General features: G+C 68.3%; 20 protein-coding genes. 6 read left to right on the top strand and 14 right to left on the bottom strand.

From position 1 onward, the window contains the following. The first annotated feature begins 18 nt into the window (after nt 1-18). The gene (locus GFK26_RS16610) at nt 19-1176 is read left to right on the top strand and encodes a Fic family protein (protein ID WP_228122041.1); all 1158 of its coding nucleotides are present in this window, start codon (nt 19-21) and stop codon (nt 1174-1176) included. 29 nt (nt 1177-1205) lie between these two features. Here GFK26_RS16610 and GFK26_RS16605 read toward each other — a convergent pair whose 3' ends face one another. Together GFK26_RS16605 and GFK26_RS16600 are read right to left on the bottom strand one after the other, a co-directional pair. After that, complete coding sequence (locus tag GFK26_RS16605; RefSeq protein ID WP_153282916.1) at nt 1206-2408, bottom strand: ammonium transporter; 1203 nt, start codon at nt 2406-2408, stop codon at nt 1206-1208. A 170-nt stretch (nt 2409-2578) separates the two neighbouring features. Next, nucleotides 2579-3520 (bottom strand): LytTR family DNA-binding domain-containing protein, encoded by a 942-nt coding sequence (locus GFK26_RS16600; RefSeq protein WP_153282915.1) that lies wholly within the window; start codon nt 3518-3520, stop codon nt 2579-2581. Nucleotides 3521-3666: 146 nt separating this feature from the next. Here GFK26_RS16600 and GFK26_RS16595 point away from each other — a divergent pair, with 146 nt between their 5' ends. Beyond that, nucleotides 3667-4932 carry an acyltransferase family protein gene (locus GFK26_RS16595; RefSeq protein ID WP_228122040.1) on the top strand — a complete coding sequence of 422 codons (1266 nt, stop codon included), beginning with the start codon at nt 3667-3669 and terminating at the stop codon, nt 4930-4932. Here the strand turns inward: GFK26_RS16595 and GFK26_RS16590 are convergent. Next, the gene (locus GFK26_RS16590) at nt 4850-5296 is read right to left on the bottom strand and encodes a PaaI family thioesterase (RefSeq protein ID WP_153282914.1); all 447 of its coding nucleotides are present in this window, start codon (nt 5294-5296) and stop codon (nt 4850-4852) included. The two genes, GFK26_RS16595 and GFK26_RS16590, sit on opposite strands and share 83 nt — an antisense overlap. A 236-nt stretch (nt 5297-5532) precedes the next feature. Here GFK26_RS16590 and GFK26_RS16585 point away from each other — a divergent pair, with 236 nt between their 5' ends. Continuing rightward, nucleotides 5533-7161, top strand: a complete 1629-nt coding sequence (locus GFK26_RS16585) for a DUF4139 domain-containing protein (RefSeq protein ID WP_153282913.1) — start codon at nt 5533-5535, stop codon at nt 7159-7161. Between the two features lie 276 nt (nt 7162-7437). On the opposite strand, the gene GFK26_RS16580 is transcribed toward GFK26_RS16585, so the two are convergent. The 7 genes from GFK26_RS16580 to ylqF all read right to left on the bottom strand — a co-directional run bounded on the left by GFK26_RS16580 (nt 7438) and on the right by ylqF (nt 15143). After that, nucleotides 7438-9627, bottom strand: coding sequence for a TonB-dependent receptor (locus GFK26_RS16580; RefSeq protein WP_153282912.1), 2190 nt, complete (start codon nt 9625-9627; stop codon nt 7438-7440). Nucleotides 9628-9664: 37 nt separating this feature from the next. Continuing rightward, the gene (locus tag GFK26_RS16575) at nt 9665-11143 is read right to left on the bottom strand and encodes an ABC transporter permease subunit (protein ID WP_153282911.1); all 1479 of its coding nucleotides are present in this window, start codon (nt 11141-11143) and stop codon (nt 9665-9667) included. 15 nt (nt 11144-11158) lie between these two features. Beyond that, nucleotides 11159-12559 (bottom strand): ABC transporter permease subunit, encoded by a 1401-nt coding sequence (locus tag GFK26_RS16570; protein ID WP_194274097.1) that lies wholly within the window; start codon nt 12557-12559, stop codon nt 11159-11161. A 4-nt stretch (nt 12560-12563) separates the two neighbouring features. Further along, nucleotides 12564-13268, bottom strand: a complete 705-nt coding sequence (locus GFK26_RS16565) for an ABC transporter ATP-binding protein (protein ID WP_153282910.1) — start codon at nt 13266-13268, stop codon at nt 12564-12566. A 118-nt stretch (nt 13269-13386) separates the two neighbouring features. Continuing rightward, a complete protein-coding gene (gene ykgO, locus GFK26_RS16560; protein WP_013542562.1) occupies nt 13387-13536 on the bottom strand; it encodes a type B 50S ribosomal protein L36 in 150 nt (49 codons plus the stop codon). 104 nt (nt 13537-13640) lie between these two features. After that, nucleotides 13641-14111 carry a Fur family transcriptional regulator gene (locus GFK26_RS16555; RefSeq protein ID WP_153282909.1) on the bottom strand — a complete coding sequence of 157 codons (471 nt, stop codon included), beginning with the start codon at nt 14109-14111 and terminating at the stop codon, nt 13641-13643. 54 nt (nt 14112-14165) lie between these two features. Beyond that, nucleotides 14166-15143, bottom strand: coding sequence for a ribosome biogenesis GTPase YlqF (gene ylqF, locus GFK26_RS16550; protein ID WP_153282908.1), 978 nt, complete (start codon nt 15141-15143; stop codon nt 14166-14168). A 216-nt stretch (nt 15144-15359) separates the two neighbouring features. Here ylqF and GFK26_RS16545 point away from each other — a divergent pair, with 216 nt between their 5' ends. The 3 genes from GFK26_RS16545 to GFK26_RS16535 all read left to right on the top strand — a co-directional run bounded on the left by GFK26_RS16545 (nt 15360) and on the right by GFK26_RS16535 (nt 17021). Further along, on the top strand, nt 15360-15962 hold the full coding sequence (locus GFK26_RS16545) for a cell envelope protein SmpA (protein WP_153282907.1): 603 nt from the start codon (nt 15360-15362) through the stop codon (nt 15960-15962). A gap of 162 nt (nt 15963-16124) precedes the next feature. Then, a complete protein-coding gene (locus GFK26_RS16540) occupies nt 16125-16553 on the top strand; it encodes a CBS domain-containing protein (RefSeq protein WP_153282906.1) in 429 nt (142 codons plus the stop codon). Nucleotides 16554-16658: 105 nt separating this feature from the next. After that, on the top strand, nt 16659-17021 hold the full coding sequence (locus GFK26_RS16535) for an HPF/RaiA family ribosome-associated protein (RefSeq protein WP_153282905.1): 363 nt from the start codon (nt 16659-16661) through the stop codon (nt 17019-17021). Nucleotides 17022-17081: 60 nt separating this feature from the next. Here GFK26_RS16535 and GFK26_RS16530 read toward each other — a convergent pair whose 3' ends face one another. From GFK26_RS16530 to GFK26_RS16515, 4 genes are all read right to left on the bottom strand, one after another. Continuing rightward, nucleotides 17082-18011 (bottom strand): SDR family NAD(P)-dependent oxidoreductase, encoded by a 930-nt coding sequence (locus GFK26_RS16530; protein ID WP_153282904.1) that lies wholly within the window; start codon nt 18009-18011, stop codon nt 17082-17084. A gap of 115 nt (nt 18012-18126) precedes the next feature. Then, entirely contained in the window at nt 18127-18507 is a 381-nt protein-coding gene (locus tag GFK26_RS16525) for a response regulator transcription factor (protein ID WP_153282903.1), read from the bottom strand. Nucleotides 18508-18648: 141 nt separating this feature from the next. Next, entirely contained in the window at nt 18649-20205 is a 1557-nt protein-coding gene (gene gshA / locus GFK26_RS16520) for a glutamate--cysteine ligase (RefSeq protein ID WP_153282902.1), read from the bottom strand. A gap of 165 nt (nt 20206-20370) precedes the next feature. Further along, nucleotides 20371-20688, bottom strand: coding sequence for a putative quinol monooxygenase (locus GFK26_RS16515; RefSeq protein WP_153282901.1), 318 nt, complete (start codon nt 20686-20688; stop codon nt 20371-20373). Between the last annotated feature and the right edge of the window lie 24 nt (nt 20689-20712).

Below are 20712 nucleotides of genomic sequence, written 5' to 3'. Positions count from 1 at the left end.
TTATCTAAAATGCGGCTCATGGCCACCTTTGCCCCGCTCTACATCTGGCAGCAGCCCGACTGGCCGCAGCTTCGATTCGACCTGTCCGAAGCCAGCCCGGCCCTGCTCCGCGCGCGTGAACTCCGAGGGGAAGTGAACGGCATGGCGCGAGCCATCGGCCTGGAAGGGCTGGTCGGCGTCGAGCAGGAACTGTGGACGCAGGAAGCCGTGGCCACCGCCGCCATCGAAGGCGAGCGGCTGGACCTCGCCGCGGTGCGTTCCTCGGTCATGCGGCGCCTCGGCACCGACGATGCAGGCCCGACCGACCGGCACATCGACGGGTTGGTCGAAGTCATCCATGACGCCACGACGAACTTCGATGCACCGCTCGACACAGACCGGCTGTGCCGCTGGCAATCAGCGCTCTTTCCGGGTGGCACGACCGGCATCCGGCGCATCGCGGTCGGCCGCTACCGGGATCACGCCGATGCCATGCAGATCGTGAGCGGCCTGCCTGGCAAGGAGGTGGTGCACTACACGGCGCCTCCTTCTTCCGCCGTCCCGCGCGAAATGGACGCCTTCCTCGCATGGTTTGCACAGACACGGCACGCGGGCATGGACGGCATTGCGCGCGCCGCCATCGCGCACCTGTGGTTCGAAACCATCCACCCGTTCGAAGATGGCAACGGCCGCGTCGGCCGCGCGGTGGCCGACATGGCACTGGCGCAGGACACGGGCGCTTCCACGCGACTCTTCAGCCTGTCGAGGCAACTGCTCAAAGACCGCAAGGGCTACTACGACGCGTTGGCCGTGGGCCAGTCGGGCGACGCAGACGTCACCCCTTTTGTGCAGTGGTTCGCGCATGCGTTCGGCGAGGCCTGCGTTGCGTCGAGCCAGGTGATCCTGTCGTCGCTGGAGCGCTCCCGCTTCTGGGCACGGCATGCGCAGCACCCGCTCAACGAGCGGCAGCGGGCCTTGCTGCGCCGACTGCTCGAGGCCGGCGACGGTGGCTTTCTCGGCGGCCTCAATGTGGAGAAGTATCTGAAGATGGTGCGGGTGTCGAAGGCGACAGCCACGCGCGATCTCTCGGAGCTCGTGCAGAACGGCATGCTGTACACCGTGGGCCAGGGCAAGGCGGTGCGCTACTACCTTGCCATGCCCGGGTGGACGCACGGTGTCGCGGCTGAAGCCAGATGAATCCGCTGCGCCCACGTCAACTCATCAATTCACCAATTCACCTCCCGCTCCGGCGTCGCCGAAATGTGGTGAATCGACAGATCCGCCCCGTCATATTCCTCTTCCTGCGACAGTCGCAGCCCCATCGTCGCCTTGAGCACGCCGTACACCAACGCGCCGCCGATCAGGGCCCAGACCACGCCAAGCAAAGTGCCGATGAGCTGCGCCCACAGGTTCACGCCGCCGATGCCGCCCAGCGCCTGCGTGCCGAAGATGCCGGCGGCTATGCCGCCCCAGGTGCCGCACAGGCCGTGCAGCGGCCACACGCCGAGCACGTCGTCGATCTTCCATTTGTTCTGGGTGCGCGTGAACATGAAGACGAAGATGGCGCCGGCCACACCGCCTGCCACGAGCGCGCCCAGCGGGTGCATAAGGTCGGAGCCGGCGCACACGGCCACGAGGCCGGCGAGCGGGCCGTTGTAGACAAAGCCGGGGTCGTTCTTGCCCATGGCCAGCGCCACCAGCGTGCCGCCGACCATCGCCATCAGCGAGTTGACGGCGACGAGGCCCGAGATCTTGTCGATGCTCTGTGCGCTCATCACGTTGAAGCCGAACCAGCCCACGCACAGCACCCACGCGCCCAGCGCCAGGAACGGGATGTTCGACGGCGGGTGCGCGCTCAGCGAGCCGTCGCCGCGGTAGCGGTTGCGGCGCGCGCCCAGCAGCAGCACAGCCGGCAGCGCCAGCCAGCCACCCACGGCGTGCACGACGACCGACCCGGCGAAGTCATGGAACTCATGACCCGTGACCGAGGCGATCCAGCCCTGGATGCCGAAGGCCTTGTTCCAGGCGATGCCTTCGTACAGCGGATAAACGAAGCCGACGATCACCGCAGTAGCGATCAGTTGGGGCCAGAACTTGGCGCGCTCGGCGATGCCGCCCGAGATGATGGCCGGAATGGCCGCCGCGAAGGTCAGCAGGAAGAAGAACTTCACCAGTTCGTAGCCGCTTCTTGCCGACAGTTCGGTAGCGCTGACGAAGAAATGCGTGCCGTAGGCCACGCCGTAGCCCACCAGGAAGTAAACGATGGTCGACACCGAGAAGTCGACCAGGATCTTGACCAGCGCATTGACCTGGTTCTTCTTGCGCACGGTGCCCAGTTCCAGAAAGGCAAAGCCGGCATGCATGGCCAGGACCATGATCGCGCCGAGAAGGATGAACAGCGCATCAGCGCCCTGTTTGAGTGCGTCCATGAGAGCTTCTTGCAGGTTTTTGGTTTGATTTGGTGCGTCGCACCCGAACGGCTCCGGGCGCTGGCGCAAGAAAGCAAAAATGGTGCCTGCAGGCTCTTGGATGGTGCGAAACGACCCAAGAACGGGCTGATTCCGCGGAGCGCGCACCGGATCGGAACGCGCCGAAACGCTCAGCCCGCGCCGCCGCGCAGCGCGTCGCGGTACCGCCGGCTGCAGGGCACGGTCGTGCCGTCGTGCATGTGCAGCCGGGCGTCGCCGCCGTCGAGCGGCTCGATCTCCTTGATGCGGCCCAGGTTCACCGCGTGGCTGCGGTGCACGCGCACGAAGGTGGCGGGGTCGAGCTGGGTCAAAAAGTCGGTGAGCGTGGCACGCAGCAGGTAGTCGTGGCCGTTGACGTGCAGGCCGACATAGTTGCCCTCGGCCTGCAGCCAGTCGATGTCGGTGGCGGCGATGAGGAATTCGCGGCGCAGCTTGCGCACGAGGAAGCGTTCCGGGCGGGTCGGCGGCGACACGGTGAGTGGGGGCAACTCCTGCATCGAGGGTTGGACTCCCTCCGGTTCCGTCGAAGTCTCGGGCACCTGCCCCGCACCCTCCTCCGGCGGATCGAGCACGCGCGCCTCACCCTGCAGCCGCAGCATGAACAGCCGGTAAGCCCAGACGCCGAAGACCATCGAGGTGTAGACGCGCACGTCCTTCAGATACTCGTAGCCCCAGCGCCCCATGGCCCCGACGAAGTCGTAGGGCTCGCCGGCGGCCGCATACACCGCGGCGCGCAGGCCGAACATCGCGGTCACATGCGCCAGGCTCAGCAGCACGCTCGCCACCAGATGCCCGGCGAGAAAGCGCATCCAGTGGTCGCGCGCCAGCGGCGACAGCCGGCGCTCCACAGCCACGAGCACCGGCACCAGCGCCAGCAGCGCGACGTGGCTCGACACCTCCCAGGTCACGACCTCCCAGTTCGCGCGCGGCACGGCGCGGCTGCGGGCGTCGATGAGCGCGACCACGGTGCTGATCACGGCCTGCACCGTCATCAGCACGATCCAGAAGCCGACTTCGACATACCGCCGGATCGGTTCGTAGCGCTCGTAGAGGTTCTTGCGCGGCTCGCTCATGCGGGGATTCTCGCGAACCGGGGCCGGATTTCGTCCCTGGAAGGCCACCGCTCGTCACAAATCCGGGGCGATCCGTCCCGGCGAGGGGCCATGGGGCGGGTGGGGGGACCACGATGAGCGCCGTTTCTTCATTCCGGGAGCCCGCCATGCCCTCCGATTCCGATTCCGTTTCCATGTCGACGCCCCAGCGCCGCCACGACATCGACGCCCTGCGCGCCCTCGCCTTCCTGCTCGTCATCCTCTATCACGTGGGCATGTACTACGTGGCCGACTGGCCCTGGCACCTGAAGAGCCCGCACGCGGCCGAGTGGCTTCCGTGGCCGATGCGAGTGCTGAACCTGTGGCGCATGGACCTGGTCTTCCTGATCTCGGGCGTGTCGCTGGGCTTCCTGAGCCGAGGCCAGGGCACGGGGGGCCTGCTGCGCAGCCGGGGCCTGCGGTTGATGCTGCCGCTGGCGTTCGGCATGGCGGTGGTCGTGCCCTACCAGGCCTATGCCGAAGGCGTGGCGCGCGGGCTGGTGGCGCCGGGCTTCGGCGCCTTCCTGCTGCGCTACCTGTCGATGGGCGCGCCGTGGCCCAAGGGCGCGTTCGCGGGGGCGGAGTTCGGCATCACCTGGAACCACCTCTGGTACCTGCCCTACCTGTTTCTCTACACGGCGCTGGTCGCGCTGACGCTGCCGCTGTGGCGCTCGGCCGCCGGGCAGTGGGTGCGGCGGCGCTTCAACGGGCTGCGGGGCTGGCAGCTGCTCGTGTTGCCCGCGCTGCCGCTCGTGGTGTGGACGGTGCTGTTGGCCCGGCACTTCCCGGCCACGCACAACCTGGTGTGGGACTTCCACCTGCACAGCATCTACTTCACCGTGTTCCTCTACGGCTACTGGATGGGCATGGACACGGGCATCTGGCGCGAGCTCGAACGGCTGCGCCGCGTGTCGCTGCTGCTGGCGGTGGCGGCGATCGGCGCATTCATCGCGCTGCGCATCGGCGCCCTGGTTCCGTCCAAGGGGCTGCTGATGGACGTGCTGCGCAATGCCTACCTGTGGCTCGCGGTCGCCACGATCCTGGGCCACGGCCATCGCTACCTGAACCGCCCGTGGCCATGGCTGCGCTGGGCCAACGAATCGGTCTACCCCTGGTACATGCTGCACCAGACGTTGATCGTCGCCGGGATTGCACTGCTGGCCCCGCTCGCACTGGGGCCGGTGTGGGAGCCCGTGGCGCTGGTCGCCGTGACGATCGCCGGCTGCTGGCTGCTGACCGACGGACTGATCCGCCGCATCGGCTGGTTGCGCCCGCTGTTCGGGCTCAGGCGCAAGCCCGAGCCTGCGGTGACTACGTCGCCTGCTTCGGCTTCGGCGTCGTCGACGCCTCGTCCACCGGCACCAGGATGGCGTTCGCCGTCGCCACGAGCTTGAGCTTGTCTTCGCCCTGGCCCTCAGGCTGCGCATAAAGCTCGGCGCCGACGAACACCTGCTTGCGCCCCGCCTTCACCACGCGCCCGCGCGCCACGAAGGCTTCGCCGATCGCGGGCGAGATGCAGTTGATCGAGAAGTGCGAGGCCAGCACGCGGCCTGCCACGGTGGCGGCCGCGAAGCCGCTCACGGTGTCGAGCAGCGCGGCGATCATGCCCGCGTGCAGGAAGCCGGTGTACTGGCCCATGTCTTCCTCGCGCCATTTCATGCGCAGTTCGGCTTGCCCGTCGGCGGCCTGCGTGACGTCGAAGCCGGCCCAGCGGTTGAAGGCGGCGGAACGGTTGATGGCCTGGATCGTGTCGAGCATGGTGCGTGTCCTTTCAAGATGAACGTGGATGGAAAGTGAGACCCACTCTAGAAAGCCGGACCGCCGCGCGCCGTCTCTTGGGTGACCGATTCGCCGCCGGCAGATGCCTGCGCGACAGCAGCGCGCCCGCGTCACATCGGCGTCATCAAAAAAACTTGGCAACGCCTTAACCCCGTTCGCCCGCCTCGTCCGTAGAAGCAGAGATTCGTCACTGACTTTCTTCCGGAAGGCTTTCCATGCACACACCGTTCTCCGCCCGTCCCCTCCTGCGTGCCACCGCGATCGCGGCCCTCTGGCTGGCCGCGGGCGTCGCTGCCCACGCGCAGCTGCAGGCCGATGCCTCGCGCATCACCCAGGTCAAGGTGTACCCCGGCAGTGCCACGGTGGAGCGCGTGGCGCGCGTCGCGGCGGGCAGCCGCTCAGTCACTTTTGCCTGCCTGCCAGCCGGGCTCGACGTGCAGAGCCTGCAGGTATCGGCCGGCGCGGCGGTGCGCGTGGGCGAGACCTCGGTGCTCAGCGAGGCGCGCGAGCTCTCGGCGAACTGCGCGACCAGCGCGCTCGACGGCCGCATCCGCGAACTCGAAGGCCAGAAGGCCGCGCTGCAGGCCGAGACCGATGCGCTGGGCATGGTCACGGGGTATCTCAAAGGACTGTCGGGCAGCGAGTCGGGCCCCGGCGCGCGTGCACCGATCGATGCGCGCAACCTCACAGCGGTGACCGATGCGATGCGCCGCTCGGGCCAGGACGCGCTGCTCAAGCAGCACCAGATCCAGCGCCGCCAGACCGACCTCGACCGCCAGCTCAAGCCGTTGCTGGCCGAGCGCGGCCGCACGCAGGGCCAGGGTGCGCAGGTGACGGCGGTGACCGTCACGCTGGCCGCGAGTGCCGACGCCGACGTGAAGCTCAGCTACCAGGTCAACGGCCCGGGCTGGACGCCGAGCTACCGCGCGCTGCTCGACACCACGACGCGCAAGGTGCGCATCGAGCGCCAGGCGCTGGTGGCGCAGGCCACGGGCGAAGACTGGCGCGGCGTGAAGCTGGTGCTGTCCACCGGTCAGCCGCGCCGCGAGACCACGGGGCGCACGCCGAACGCATGGCGCATCGGCATCGAGCCGCCGCCGCGCACGAATGCCGACGCGGCGTACATGGCCGCGCCGATGGCCGCCGCCCCGGCGCCCATCGCCGCCGATCGCAAGATGGCCATGGAGCGCGTGCGCGAGCCGCTGTTCGACGTGAGCGTGTTCGACAACAGCTTCGCCACCGAATTTGCCGTGCCGCAAAGCATTGACATTCCTTCCAACGGCCAGCGTGTGACCCTGGCGCTGGGCCAGCACGAAGACACGGCACAGCTCGCCGCACGCACCAGCCCGCGCGTAGACCCGAGCGCCTTCCTGATCGCCGAAATGGCACAGCCCACGGGCGTGTGGCCGGCCGGCCCGATGCAGCTGTACCGCGACGGCAACTTCGTCGGCCAGGGCCGCTGGAACGCGCCGAGCGACGCGAAGCTCACGCTCTCGTTCGGTCGTGACGAACTGGTGCGCGTGCAGGTCGAGCCCGAGCGCGACAACCAGGGCTCGGGCGGCTTCGCGGGCTCGCGCGCCGAGCGCCAGGTGCAGCGCGCCTACGTGGTCGAGAACCGCCACCGCACGCCGATCGCCGTGCAGGTGTTCGAGGCCGCGCCGGTGTCGGTCGACGAGCAGGTGCGGGTGACGACGCGGTTCTCGCCGCAACCCGTGGACCAGGCGTGGAACAAGCAGCCGGGGCTGGCGATGTGGCGCTTCGATCTCGACGCGGGGCAGACGGCACGCGTGTCGGCGGACTACACGATCGGGTATCCGAAGGATGCGCGGTTGCAGATGCGCTGATTGAGGGTGTTCAGGGCGTGTGCTCAGGCCACCGGGTACTTCCCTCCGCGAATGTCCCCCGGCCTTCGGCCTCCTCCTTGATTTCGCTGCGGGAAGCACCCAGTGTCCTGCGCACGGGGCACTGCGCTGGTGTTCGGCCGATCGACGACTGCACTGCCCAACGCTCACGTCGATGGGGTGCCTTGCGCAGCGAAATCAAGGAGGAGCCGAAGGCGGGGGACATTCGCGGAGCAAGGCTCCCCGTCGGCGGGAGCGCCGCCCTGAACACTCAGCCCTTCAAAAATCAAACTTCGCCGACACCTCGAAGGTCCGCCGCGGCGCCAGCAACACCTGGCTCGCGGCGCGGCCGGTCCACGTTGCATAGAGCCGGTCCGTCAGGTTGCGCACGCGGAAACTCAGCAGCGCATTCTTCAAGCGATAGCTCACGGCCGCATCGACCGTCGTGAAGCCGTTGATGCGGATCTGGTTGGCGTTGTCGGTGTACATCGGCCCCGTGTGGTTCAACGACGCGAAGTACTCGAACTTCGAGCCATCGGGCCGGTAGGTGGCGAAGATGTTGGCCATGCGCTCGGGCACGTTCGGCGGGGTCTTGCCCACGCGCGAGACGTTGCCGGCTTCGACCAGTGTGTCGAAGCGCGCATCGAGCGCCGCGAGGTTGCCCGCCAGCGTCCATTCGCGTGTGGGCTTCCACACGGCCGACAGCTCGAGGCCGCGCGACGACTGGCGGCCGTTGTTCACGGTGGTCGCTGCGTTGTTCGGATCGCGCGAAAGCACGTTGTCGAGTTCGATCTTGTACAGCGCCGCGGTCCACTCCAGGTTGGCCGAGGGCAGGCTCTGCTTGAAACCCACCTCGGCCTGCTTGCCGCGCGACATCGGGAACGCGGCGTTCGACGCCGACAGCAGGAAGAGCGAACCCACCGGCAGCGTGGCGTTGGTGTACTGCGCGTACAGGCTCGACTGCGGCGACAGGTCGTACACCGCGCCGATGCGCCCCGAGGTGGCGCGGTAGCTCGCACCGAAGCGCGTGACGCTGCCCGCGTTCAGGTCCCAGATGCGGCGGTCGACCTCGGTGCGGTCGTGGCGCAGGCCGCCGACCAGCGTGAGGTCGCGCATCGGCTTGAGCGCGTCTTCCACGAAGACCGAGGCGACCTTCACGCGCGAGAAGGTGTCGGCGCGGTTGCCCGCGCCGGTGGTCAGCGCAGGGTTGTCGTCGAAGTAGCCGGTGTACGGGTCGAACACCGGCACGCGCAGTTGCGCAGCGGTGGTGGGGCTGCTGTTCGAGAAGCGGCGCTGGCTGCCGAAGCGCGTTTCGCTGTACTCGCCACCGACGACGAAGCGGTTGTCCAGGCCGGCGATCTTTCCCTTGTGCGTGGCGTCGAAGCGGTCGAGCCAGAAATCCTGGTCGTGCGTGATGAGCGTCTGGTCGCGCGTGATGCTGGCCGGCGGCACGAAGGTGGCGCTCTCGGAATTGCGGAACATGCGCTTCGACTGGTTGGCCGAGAACTCGTTGCGCCACGACCAGCCGCCGCCCGCCTGCCCCGTGAGGCGCGCGCGCAGCCAGTAGGTTTCGGACGCGTTCTCGTCGTCGCGCACGTTGTAGTTGGTGCGCGCCATGCGCCGGTCGATCACGCGGCCGTCGGGCGTGCTGACGACGTTGGTGGGCTGCGTGGCGAAGCTGCGCGGCACGAGCGGCGTGCCCCAGTAGGCGTCGTTGTCGTCGCGCAGATAGTCGAACGACAGGTCGAGCTTGACCGAGCCGCCCAGGTCCACCAGCAGGCCGCTCGTGAAGTGGTCGATGCGCTCGCCGTTGCGGTCGATGGTGCCCACCTGGGTGTCGTTGCGGCTGTAGTCGAGCCGGTAGGCGCTGGCCTCGCCGAGTGCGCCGCCGAAGCCGAAGGCCGCGCGCGTGGAGCCATAGCTGCCATACGAGAGCAGCGCCTCCTTGTGCGGGTTGCTGCGGTCGGGCCGCTTGGTCACGAAGTTGACGATGCCGCCGATGGCGCCCTCGCCGTCGAGCACCGAGGCCGGGCCCTTGAGCACTTCGATGCGTTCGTAGTTCCAGGTGTCCTGCACGCGGTTGGTGACGCCCGCGCCCGAGCTGCGCACGCCGTCGTAGAGGTACATGAGGCTGTTGAAGCCGCGCAGCGACAGCGTGGTCGGCGACGACGGCGGGCCACCGCCCGACAGGCCCGCCATGCCGCGCAATGCTTCGCTGAAGGTGCGCGCGCCGCGCTGCTGGATCGCGTCCTGCGACAGGATCTCGACCGAGGCCGGCGTCTCGCGCACCGACAGGCCCAGGCGCGAGGCGGTACTGCTCGAATCATCGAGGTGCAGGCTGTTCGCGTCGCGGCTGCCTTCGATGGTGACGGTGCCGAGTTCGGCATTGCTGCTGCTGCCTTGCGCGGAAGCAACCTGGAAGGCGGTGAAGGCGGCCAGCGCGACGGCGGTGCGGGTGAACGGGGTCATGGAACGGTGCAGTGAAGGAAATGGAAAAGGCGATGCATCAGGCGACCGAGAAGCGCCGCAGCCGCCAGGCTGCGAGGCCGAACAGCAGCAGGCTCGGCACCAGCAGTTGCAGCACGGCCAGCGCGGCCTGTCCGCGCACGAGGTCGGCGGGCTCCTCGTGCCATGCGAAGGTGGGCATGCGCTCGAAGTCGGCCGGCATGAGCGCATCGCGCGCATCGATGCGCGGGAAGAAGAAGGCCTTCCACGCCTCGTGGTGCGCCACGGTCTGGGCGTCGAAGCGCGCATGGCGCCGTGCGCCGTTGCCGGCCAGCGCGGTCATGCCTTCGTAGACCACAGCCGCCGGCGACACGGCGCCGAAGCGGCCCAGCAGTGCCTGCTGTTGCGCCTGCTGCGCATCGAAGCGCGCGAGTGCGGGGCGGATCGCTTCGTCGACCTCGCGCTGGATGCGGTAGTTGGCGAGCGAGCGGCCGGCGATCTCGATCTTCCCGTCGCGCGGCACGAGGATGGCGCCCTGCCCCACGTGCTGGTACTCGGTGCCCAGCAGGTCCTGGTGGCGCTTCATCGCCTCGGCCGTGACCACGCGCTGGCGCGTGGCGAGTTCGGTGCGCGAGGGCGCGGGGCTGGCCTGCGTGACGGCCAGGTTGAGCAGCACCGGCGCCACCAGCACCAGCAGCACCCAGGCGATGACCAGCACCATCGCATTCGTCGCCGACGAGGCGCCGAAGGCGTTCACCGCCACCACCAGCGCGAACCAGAACAGCGCATAGGCGCCCACCAGCAAGGCCCACCACAGCGTGGCGCTGCCCGCGCCGCCCGCCGTGAACCCCGCATGGCGCGCGATCCACAACACCGCCACCGGCAGCAGCACGGCCGGCCCCAGCAGCACCGCGGCGCGCACCGTGAGCTTGCCCGCAAGCAGCGTGCGCAGCCGCAGCGGCTGCGACAGCAGCAGGCGCAAGGTGCCGTTCTCGCGCTCCGCCGACAGCAGGTTGTAGCTGAGCGCAAAGATCAACAGCGGCAGCAAATAGACGATGACGAAGGCCAGGTCGAAATGCCCGCTCAGCAGGTGCCACGGGTTCTCGATGTCGCTCGGGTTCATGAACACGACGCGGCTCTGGTTCGTGACCTCGTACTGGCTCGGGAACAGGTCGCTCTGCCCCAGCGCGACCGGGCCCAGCGGCGCGGTCGGCAACAGCACGTGCTGGCCGCCGTAGCTGCTCGCCATGCGCGAGGGGTCGGCCGGATTCTCGAAGGGCGTGGGCTGCGCGGTGCCGGCGAAGATGGCTTCGAGCAGCGCGCGCTGTGCGGTGCGGGTGTCGCGGTCGGCCTGCGCCACCGCCGCCTGAGCGCGGTCGCGCTTGGCGGTCTGCAGGAGGCCGTTGCCGAGCGCATAGGCCACGAGCAAAAGGAACAGCGCGCCGACGACCCACAGGCCGCGCTCGGCGAGCATCAAACGGACTTCCTGGCGCATCACGGCCAGCAGGCGGCGGCCTTGGGGAGGAGGATGGATGGACATGGGTGGCATCCCCTCTCAGAGCGCGCGCTGGCGCAAGGTGGCGAAGGCCGCGAACGCCGCCGCGAGCAGCAAGCCGACGCACAACACGAGAAAGCTGCGCGCCTGGTGCCGCAGCGCCCATCCCGCCCCCGGCGGGTGGTAATCGAAGGGCGGCACGGTGGCCCAGAGGTCGGCCGGGGCCTGGTAGGAGAAGTGGCGATCGCCGAGCGGATCGGCATGCGCGACGAGGTCCTTGCTCATCAGGTCCTGGATGTTGCGGCGGTGCAGTTCGGCGGCCGTGGTGAATCGGCGGTGGTGCGAGAAGTCGGTGCCCGCCATGCCCATCGAGAAGCTGCGCACCGCGAGCAGCGGCAGCAGCAGGCCGCTCCACTCCTGCACTTTCTGCTGCTGTTCCCAGGTGTCCCACAGGCGGCCGTAGTGGCGGTCGTACACGGGGTACGAAGCCCGGTCGTCCAGGCGCAGCGCGATGCCCCACTTGCTCAGCGGCACGTCGCGGCCCCAGCGCTCGGTGGTGCCGAAGTTCTGCTGCCAGACCTGGTTCGACACGGCCTTGAGTTCCGCGCCGAGCGCCTGGTTGAACTCGAGCCGCGTCGGGCTCGGGAACCACGTGCGCGAGAGTTCGGAGAGCACGCGCGGCGCCATCACGGCCTGCCCGATCCACAGCGCGAGCAGCACGGTGATCGCCATGCGCGACGTCGACGACAGCGCCGACACGCCCAGCACCAGGAACACGAAGATGCCGAGGTATACCGCGTAGCCCAGCGACCACGCGCCCAGCCGCAGCAGCGCATCGATGCGCCCTCCCGCCTCCGCGCCCACCGCCACGGCGACGGCCGCAACCAGCGCCGCCGGCACCAGCAGCACCGCGAGCAGCGCCGACAGCGCAAGCGCCTTGCCGGCCAGCAGGCGCAGCGGCGCCACGCCCAGACTCAGCGTCTGGCGCAGGATGCCCTGCTCGCGCTCGCCCGCGAAGGCGTTGAAGCCCAGCACGATCACCAGCAGCGGGCCGAGCACCTGCAATATCCAGCCGACCGACAGGTTGCCGAAGCGCTGCAGGCCGGTCGCGTCCTGCGCGGCGTTGAACTTGACCTCGCTCTGGCGGTGCGCCTGCAGCCACACGGTGCTGCCGATGTAGGGGTTGATGCCCGCATCGACCATCGACAGCGGCGGTTCGGGCTTGAAGGCATGCATGCCCTGGTGCGCGGCATCGTGCGGGTGGCGCTGGTCCTGGTGCAGCCAGTCGCGGTAGTCCATGGCCTGCGCGGCGACCTGCTCGGCATGCGCGCCGCGCTGGTGTGCCCAGCCGACGGCGAGCGCGGTGAAGAGCAGCACGGCCACGAGACCGCCGGCCCAGTACAGGCGGCCGTCGCGCAGGCGTTCGGTGAATTCGCGTCGGGCGATCCAGTGCATCAGCATCTGATCAGGCCCTCATGTGTTGAAGGTAGAGCGACTGCAGGTCGGTCTGCCCGATCTGCGCGCCTTCGAGGCTTTCAACCAAGCGGCCGCGCTTCATGATCCCGACGCGCGTGGCGGTCTGCTGCGCATGGAACAGGTCGTGCGTGGTGGTGAGCACGGCCACGCCGCGGTCGGCCGCGCGACGCAGCAGGTCGGAGAACTCGGCGGCGGCGTGCGGGTCGAGCCCCGAGGTGGGCTCGTCGAGCAGCAGCGCCTTGGCCTGCTTGGCCAGCGCCACCGCGATCCACACCTTCTGCCGCATGCCCTTGGAGTACATGCTGACGCGCTTGTCGGCGGCCGAGTGGTCGAGCCCCACCTCGGTCATCAGCGCGAGCAGGCGCTCGCGCGGCAGTTCGTGGCCGAGCGCCAGGCCCGCGAAGAAGCGCAGGTTCTCCAGGCCCGAGAGCGTGCCGTACAGCGTGACCTGCTCGGGGATGTACGCCACGTCCTGCTTGGTCGCCACCGGATGGCGCGTGACGTCGGTGCCGTTGATCTCCACCGTGCCGTCGGTCGGCGCGATGAAGTTCAGGAACAGGTTGATGGTCGTCGTCTTGCCCGCGCCGTTGGCGCCCAGCAGGCAGTAGATGTCGCCGCCGCGGATGTCGAGGTCGAGACGGTCGAGCGCGGTGTGCGCGCCGTAGCGTTTGGTGAGGCCGGAGGCTCGGAGCATGGCGGAGGGATTCCGATGGAAGGAAGAAAGGAAAAACGCGCGCAGGCACGCCGCGGCGTTCGCACGCCGATGCGGTCATCGAGGGGAAATGAAGGCTGGCGGCGACGCCGCCAGGCGGTCAGCGCTTGTTCTTGTTTTTCGCGCCGCCCTGCCGCGCCTTGAAGCGCGGGTTGGACTTGCAGATGACGTAGGTGCGGCCGCGCCGCGTCACCACCTGGCAATCGCGGTGGCGCTTCTTGGCTTCTTTGAGCGAGGACAGGACTTGCATGGACGTGACCGGGGAGTTCGTTCGGACACGCGAATATACGTTATTGCGAATTCATTCTCAATAACTTTATCGACCTTCCCCGGCACTCCGGGGCCGCACTGCCGTCAGTGCGGCGGGTGCGCCTTGGGTGCTTTCGCACCGGCCTCGACGCACACCGCGCACAGGCCGTGCAGCGTGACCTCGTGGTGCGTCACCTGGAAGCCCTTGGGCGCCAGGTCGTGCATCGGCCCCGGGCACGCGTGCAGCAGGAACACCTGCCCGCAGTGCGAGCAATGGAAGTAGTGATGGTGGTGATGCCCCGCAGCACCGGCCTCGCCCTCGCCTGCGCCGTGCGAATGGTGGTCGTGCGGGTCGGCCTTGCAGGCCACTTCGTAGCGCGCCGGTTCGCCCGGCAGCTCGACCTTGGCGATCTCGCCGTCGGCCAGCAGCAGCGCAACCTGGCGGTACACCGTCGACAGGCTGATCTCGGGCACGATGGCCCGTGCGTGTTCAAGGATTTCGGGGGCGGTCAGCACGCGACCGGCGTCGCTGAAGGCGGAGAAAACGGCGTTGCGCTGGCGCGTGAGACGTTGCATCTCTCGATGATAGAGGTGGCCTGCGCAGCGTTCAGCGCGCTGCGCGCAAGACCTTCACTCGTCCGCCGTGCGACTGCCGTCCGCGGGCGCGGCTTCGGGCTTCTGCTTGCCCTTCTTGCCACGCGCCGCCTTCTTCGCGGCACGCTCGGCGTCGGCGCGCTGGCCGGCGGCCAGCCATTGCGCAAACTCTTCGGGCGTCTCGAGCGTGACGCGCCCCAGGTTGCCGGCGCGGAACTCGTGCATCACGATCTCGGCGGCCTTCTGCAGATTGACCTTGCCCTTGCCCAGCAGCGCGCCGCGCTTGCGGCCGATGGTGTCGAGCACGTCCTCGTCCTTCATGGAAGCCAGCGTGGCCGCGTCGAGCTCCGTGAGCTTGAAGCGCGCGACGAGGCCCTCGGCGTAGTTCGACTTGAGGTAGTCGAGCAGTTCCAGCGCCACCTCTTCCTCATCGAAAGCATTGCGCCCCACCGCGCCGCTGGCGGCGAGGTTGTAGCCGCTCTTGGGCACGATGATGCGCGGCCACAGCATGCCGGGCGTGTCCCACAGGTAGAAGTCGTCGGCCAGCGTGATGCGCTGCTCGAGCTTGGTGATGCCGGCCTCGTCGCCGGTCTTGGCCTTGCGTCCGCCGGTCAGCGTGTTGATGAGGGTCGACTTGCCCACGTTGGGAATGCCGCAGATCAGCACGCGCATCGGCTTGGCCATGCCGCCGCGGTTGGGCGACAGCTCGTGGCAGGCCTTGACGATCTGCTGCGCGGGCGTGGTCTGGCTCGCATCGAGCCCGATGGCGCGCGTGGCGGGCAGCGCGTTGTAGTGCGCGAGCCAAAGCTTCGTGCGCTCGGGGTCGGCCAGGTCCTGCTTGTTGAGCACCTTCAGCGTGGGCCGCCCGGCCGTGAGTTCGGCCAGCATCGGGTTGGCGCTGGAGCCGGGCAGGCGCGCGTCGAGCAGCTCGATCACCACGTCGATGTCCTTCACCCGCTCGGTGATGGCCTTCTGGGTCGAATACATGTGACCGGGGAACCACTGGATCGCCATCGATGGATGCTCTTTCTTTCGCGCTGTCTGGAAGGGGACCGGCCTCGCAGGCCGGGTGCGCATTGTGAACCGGGAACCGGGCCGTTTTCTCGATGCTGCGCTTTTGATAGCAGCAACTGGCGTATTTACTGGCTTTCTGGCGGCACGATCACCCCTAGAATCCGCGCGGCTGCGCCCGCAGCCGTTTCAAAAAGTCACAACGAGGGAGATCCTTTCATGGTCCAGCGCCTTGCCGCCGCCGCCCTGCTCGCGGCCACCACCATCCTGTCCGCCACCGTGGCGCATGCCCAGCGCCCGTCGCCGCCGCCCGGCCCGCTGACCGACGGTTTCCTGTGCTGCAACATGCGGACGTACGGCGACTCGATCAGCGACATCAACTACGACGAGCAGGGCACCCGCATCGTGGCGGTGGGCACGCCGGCGCGCATCACGGCCTACGATTTCCGCTTCTTCAACGTCGATCTCGCAGGCAAGCCGCAGCGCATCAAGAACGACTACAGCCGCAACATCACGCTGATCGACTTCGCCCAACGCTACGTCGTCACCGAGGACCCGAAACGCAAGATCGCGAGCTTCCCGCCCGCCGTGGGCGCGGCCATCGTCGCGGGCAAGGTGATGCCCGGCATGACGCGCGAACAGGTGCTCATGGCCATCGGCTACCCGGTGGCCGGCGAGAACCCGAGCCTGGACGCGCCGGTGTGGCGCTACTGGCGCGACAGCTGGTCGGAGTTCCAGGTGGCCTTCGACGAAAAGGGCCTCGTGAAGAACGTCGTGGGCGACGCCGTGGCGCTGAGCCGCGTGCTCGCCACCACGCCCTGAGTCCCTTCTGAAAGTCGCCGGGGTTCGTGTGCGCGGCGTGACACGCGCAACACCCCGCAGGTTTTTGCATCGCGCGGGGCGGTTCCGCCCCTATGATTTGTCCGAAGCACGGCACCGCCACATGCGTCGGCCGGATCGAAACCCCTGAATGGAGTGCCCGCGATGAAACCTGTCTCCGAACTGCTCAAGCGCCACGATTCCGCCGCCTGGCGCACCGCGCCCGACACCAGCGTGTTCGACGCGCTGGCCACACTGGCGCATTTCGAAGTGGGCGCGCTCATGGTGATGGACGGCGAGAAGCTCGTGGGCTTTCTGTCCGAGCGCGATTACACCCGCAAGGTGGCGCTGCAGGGCAAGAACTCCAAGGAGGTGAAGGTCGCCGAGATCATGACGCCCGACGTGATGACCGTCACCCCGCAGACCCAGACCCACGCCTGCATGGCGCTCATGAGCCAGCGCAAGTTCCGCCATCTGCCCGTGGTCGACGGCGACAAGGTGGTCGGCATGATCTCCATCCAAGACCTGATGGACGACATCATTTCCGAGCACGAGCAGACCATCACGCAGCTGACCTCGTACATCCAAAGTTGACGCGCCGGCCTGAGCCCAGGCTGATAAGGGCATCGCACCTACGCACAGGGGTACTCTTCAGGTGCACAGTGAAGGCTCGTTCACCATCCAGCAGGAACATCCGCAATGCAGATTCAGGTCAACACGAGCAATGGCATCACCAACAAGGACACGCTGGAGCGCTGGGCCGACACCGAAATCAAGCAGCACCTGAGCCGTTTCGTCGAGGACGTGACGCGCGTCGAGGTGCACCTGAGCGACGAGAACCACGACAAGGCCGGCGCCGGCGACAAGTGCTGCGTAATGGAAGCGCGCCTGGCGCACCACCAGCCGCTCGCCGTGACACAGCATGCCGCCAGCCTCGATGAGGCCTTCCGCGGCGCGGCCGACAAGCTCAAGCGCCTGCTCGACAACACGCTGGGCCGCCTCAACAACCACCGCGACCGCGGTTCGATCCGCCGGGACGGCGAAGGCTTCGTCGCCGAATAGCCCGGCGCTTCCACCAGGGCCCGCCAGGCAGCGCGGGCCCTCTCAGGCCCGCAGCGCGGCTCAGCCCCGGCCGGCGTTCGCCATGCCCTTGGCCACTTCGTTCGCGCCCTGGGCGGCACCGCTCTGCGGCACGGCCTCGCCCTCGCGCGCAGTCACTTCCGACAGGCGCGCGGCGAGCTGCTCGGGCGTGTCGGCGGCAATGCCCAGCCAGGCGCCCTGCGTGAGCGTGATGTGCGCGGCCTCGAAGGTGCCGGCACCGGCACAGAGGATGGTGCGGTTGGGCGCGTCCTGCGCGGCCAGCACCAGCATGGCGGGCACCACGGCTTCGGGGCGGAAGGCCTCGAGCATTTCCTTGGGGAACAGGTCTTCCGTCATGCGCGTGGCAGCGGTGGGCGCCAGGCAGTTCACGCGGATGTCGTTCTTGGCGCCTTCGATGCTCAGCGTCTGCATGAGGCCCACCAGCGCCAGCTTGGCGGCGCCGTAGTTGCTCTGGCCGAAGTTGCCGTACAGGCCCGACGACGACGTGGTCATCACGATGCGGCCGTACTTCTGCTCGTTCATGAGCGCCCAGACGGCCTTGGTGCAGTTCACGGCGCCCATCAGGTGCACGTCGACCACGAGCTTGAAGTCGTCCAGCTCCATCTTGGCGAAACTCTTGTCGCGCAGGATGCCGGCGTTGTTGATCAGGATGTCGACGCGGCCCCAGGCGTCGACCGCCTGCTGAACCATGGCCTGCACGGCCTCGAAATCGGTCACCGAGGCGCCGTTGGCGATGGCCTCGCCGCCGGCCGCCTTGATCTCGTCGACCACCGCCTGCGCGGCGCCGACCGAGCCGCCGGAGCCGTCGCGCGCGCCGCCCAGGTCGTTGACCACCACCTTGGCGCCGCGCGCCGCCAGCGCCAGCGCGTGCTGGCGGCCCAGGCCGCCGCCCGCGCCGGTCACGATGGCCACGCGGCCCTGGAAGTCGATGGAGGTGCTGTTGCTGCTCATGAGGTCTCTGCTCGCTGTCTGTAGGGGGTTGGAAAAGACGGGCGCCGCGGGGCGGCAACCCGGCGTTTTACCTCAGTTCCCCGCCCCGTTCGCGCCCGCGCAGCCCCGCGGCGAGTCACCCATGCGACGGCTGGACCGTGGCGCAGTACGCGACCAGCTGGTCGAGTTCGGCCGATTTGTCGAAGAAGGCATCGGCGCCGAGCTGCTGCGAACGCTCGCGCATGTCGGCGGTGGCGTAGTTGCTGAGCACCACCACCTTCTGGTGCGGGGCGCGGTGGCGGCAGGCGTGGATCACGGCCAGCCCGTTGCCGCGCTGCAGGAACAGGTCGATGATGGCCAGGTCCCAGTCGCGCTGGTGGTGGCTCAGCCAGTCGAGCGCTTCGTCGGCCGTGCTGGCCGACGCGACCACATGCGCATCGGCCACATCCTCGAGAAAGCCGACGAGGTTCTCGCGGATCACGGGGCTGTCCTCGACCAGGTAGGCATGGAGCGTCATGGTGAGTGTCCCGGATCCGAAGCTTGGCTGCGCATGACGCCATCTTCCGGGTTACCCACTGCGCTGCGGTGAGCCGGACAGGCCAATGGCTGTAGGCCATCGGCCAGCGGCGCTGTCGGTGCGCGCCGCCCGGCCGTCGCTTCAGGCGGCGACCGGCAGGCGGCCGGGGGCCATGCCCAGGCGCGCCGGCGAGACGTACTGCTCGCGGTAGATCTCGAAAGGCATGGTGTCGGCCGCCTCGATGCGTTTCTGCGCCTGGATCGACTCGGCCGTCATGCGCTCGAACTCCGCCTGCTGCTCGGCCGAGAACGGCAGCGCGAGCAGCGCGGCGCGGGTCTGCTCCGATTGGGCGCGCACGAAGCCGACGAACGAGTTGCCGTGCTGCTGCTCGATGGCCGCGAGCACGCGCGCCGACGGCAGGCTGTCGGGGTTCTCGAGGCCGGCCCGGGCGGCACGCACCGCGTCGACGTGCTGCGTGCCGCCTTGCGCCGCGTCGAGCGCGACGGCAATGGGCATGCATTGTTCGACGAGTTCCAAGCCCCAATCGGCCAGGCCAAGTTCGCGCCCGTCGCGGCGCAGCTTCAGGCCCGGCTCGCGGCCGCGCGCGGCCGTGAGGTGCTGGTTCTGCGCCAGGTCGGCGATTTCCTGCGGCGTGTCGTCGGGGCTGTCGCTCAAAAGGCAATGCAGCAGGAACACGTCGATGAAGCGCATGGTCTGCGCGTTGATGCCGACGGTCTCGAAGGGGTCGAGGTCCATCAGGCGCACCTCGACGTACTCCACGCCGCGCTCGCGCAGCGCATGCAGCGGGCGCTCGCCGGAGTGAATGACGCGCTTGGGGCGGATGGTGCCGTAGAACTCGTTCTCGATCTGCAGCAGGCTGGTGCCCAGCTGGTTGTAGTCGCCGCCGAGGTTGCGGATGCCGATGGCCTCGTAGGCCGGCCAGGGGCGCGTGAGCGCGTCCTGCAGCGAGGCGCCGTAGCCCTCCAGGCTGTTGTAGCTCACGGCCAGCGAAGCCTGGGCCTCGCTCTGGTAGCCCAGGGGGCCCATGCGCAGCGAGGTGCCGTGCGGCATGTACATGCTGCCGTCGCCCAGTGGCTGCAGCGCGTGCGGGCGGCCCGCGACAAAGCTCGAACACAGGGCCGGCGAGGCGCCGAACAGGTACAGCAGCAGGAAGGCGTGGCGGCGGAAGTTGCGGATGAGCGCGAAGTACTCTTCGCTCGACACATCGGGCAGCGACCAGTTGTAGTGGATGCCCGAAATGGTCTGCATGCGGCGGCCATAGCGGTGGCTCAGGCCCATGCGGTACACGCTCTTGGCACGGCCCACGTTCGACGAGCCATAACGGCCGATCGGAATGGTCTCGTCGGTCGGCAGGCCGCAGGGCATGCTCGACACCCACAGGCGCTCGTCGCCGAGCTGGTCGAGCACGCGGTAGGTGAACTGGTGCACCCGCGTGAGCTCTTCAATGGCCGACTCCACGCCCGCGTGCACGCCCGTGATGAGTTCGAGCTGCGACTCGCTGAAGTCGGTCGTGATGTGCGGATGCGTGAGCGCCGAGCCCAGCGCCAGCGGATGCGGCGTGAGGGCCAGCTTGCCGTCGGGCAACGCGCGCAGGCTTTCCTTCTCGATGCCGCGGCGCATTCCCTTCAATCGCGCGGCCGGGAGTGCGCCCAGCCTCTCCTGCAATCTGTTGCTCATGTTCTTATGACCCATCAATCTTCTGTGGGGCTGGAAGGTAGCACGGGCGGACAGGCACTGCTGAAGCAGGGAATCCCGCATCCGGCTATGCTGTTTTTTGCTACCTTTTTCATAGCTACCCTCTCAAATGCCACGCGCATTCCAGTGCGGAACGCCCAGCGAAATTCAGGCCTTGGCGCGGCCCGCCGACAGGTCGATCTCTTCCGACTGGTAGACATGGATCGACGGCGTGCCGTCGGCCATGGCCGCGAGCGCCTTGGCGAAAGCGCGCGATGCGTCGACGCGAAAGTGCGCCTGCAGCGCCGCCATGTCGTTCCAGCGCTCCACGAAGGTCAACCGCAGCGGGTCCTGCACGTCGGTCGTGACGTCGTGCGAGATGCAGCCGGGCTCCGCGCGCGAGCGCAGCACGTGCTCCACGCTGATGGCCAGCATCGCCTGCAGGGTGTCGGCCTTGGCGAGGGCGTGTCCGATGACGAGGATCATGGCGGTCTCCTTCTGTGTCTCTCT

Origin of the sequence: Variovorax paradoxus (genome assembly GCF_009498455.1) — a bacterium.
Lineage (GTDB): Bacteria > Pseudomonadota > Gammaproteobacteria > Burkholderiales > Burkholderiaceae_C > Variovorax > Variovorax paradoxus_H.
The sequence above is the reverse complement of the archived record's forward strand: the minus strand, read 5'-3'. Positions and strand labels throughout refer to the sequence as shown.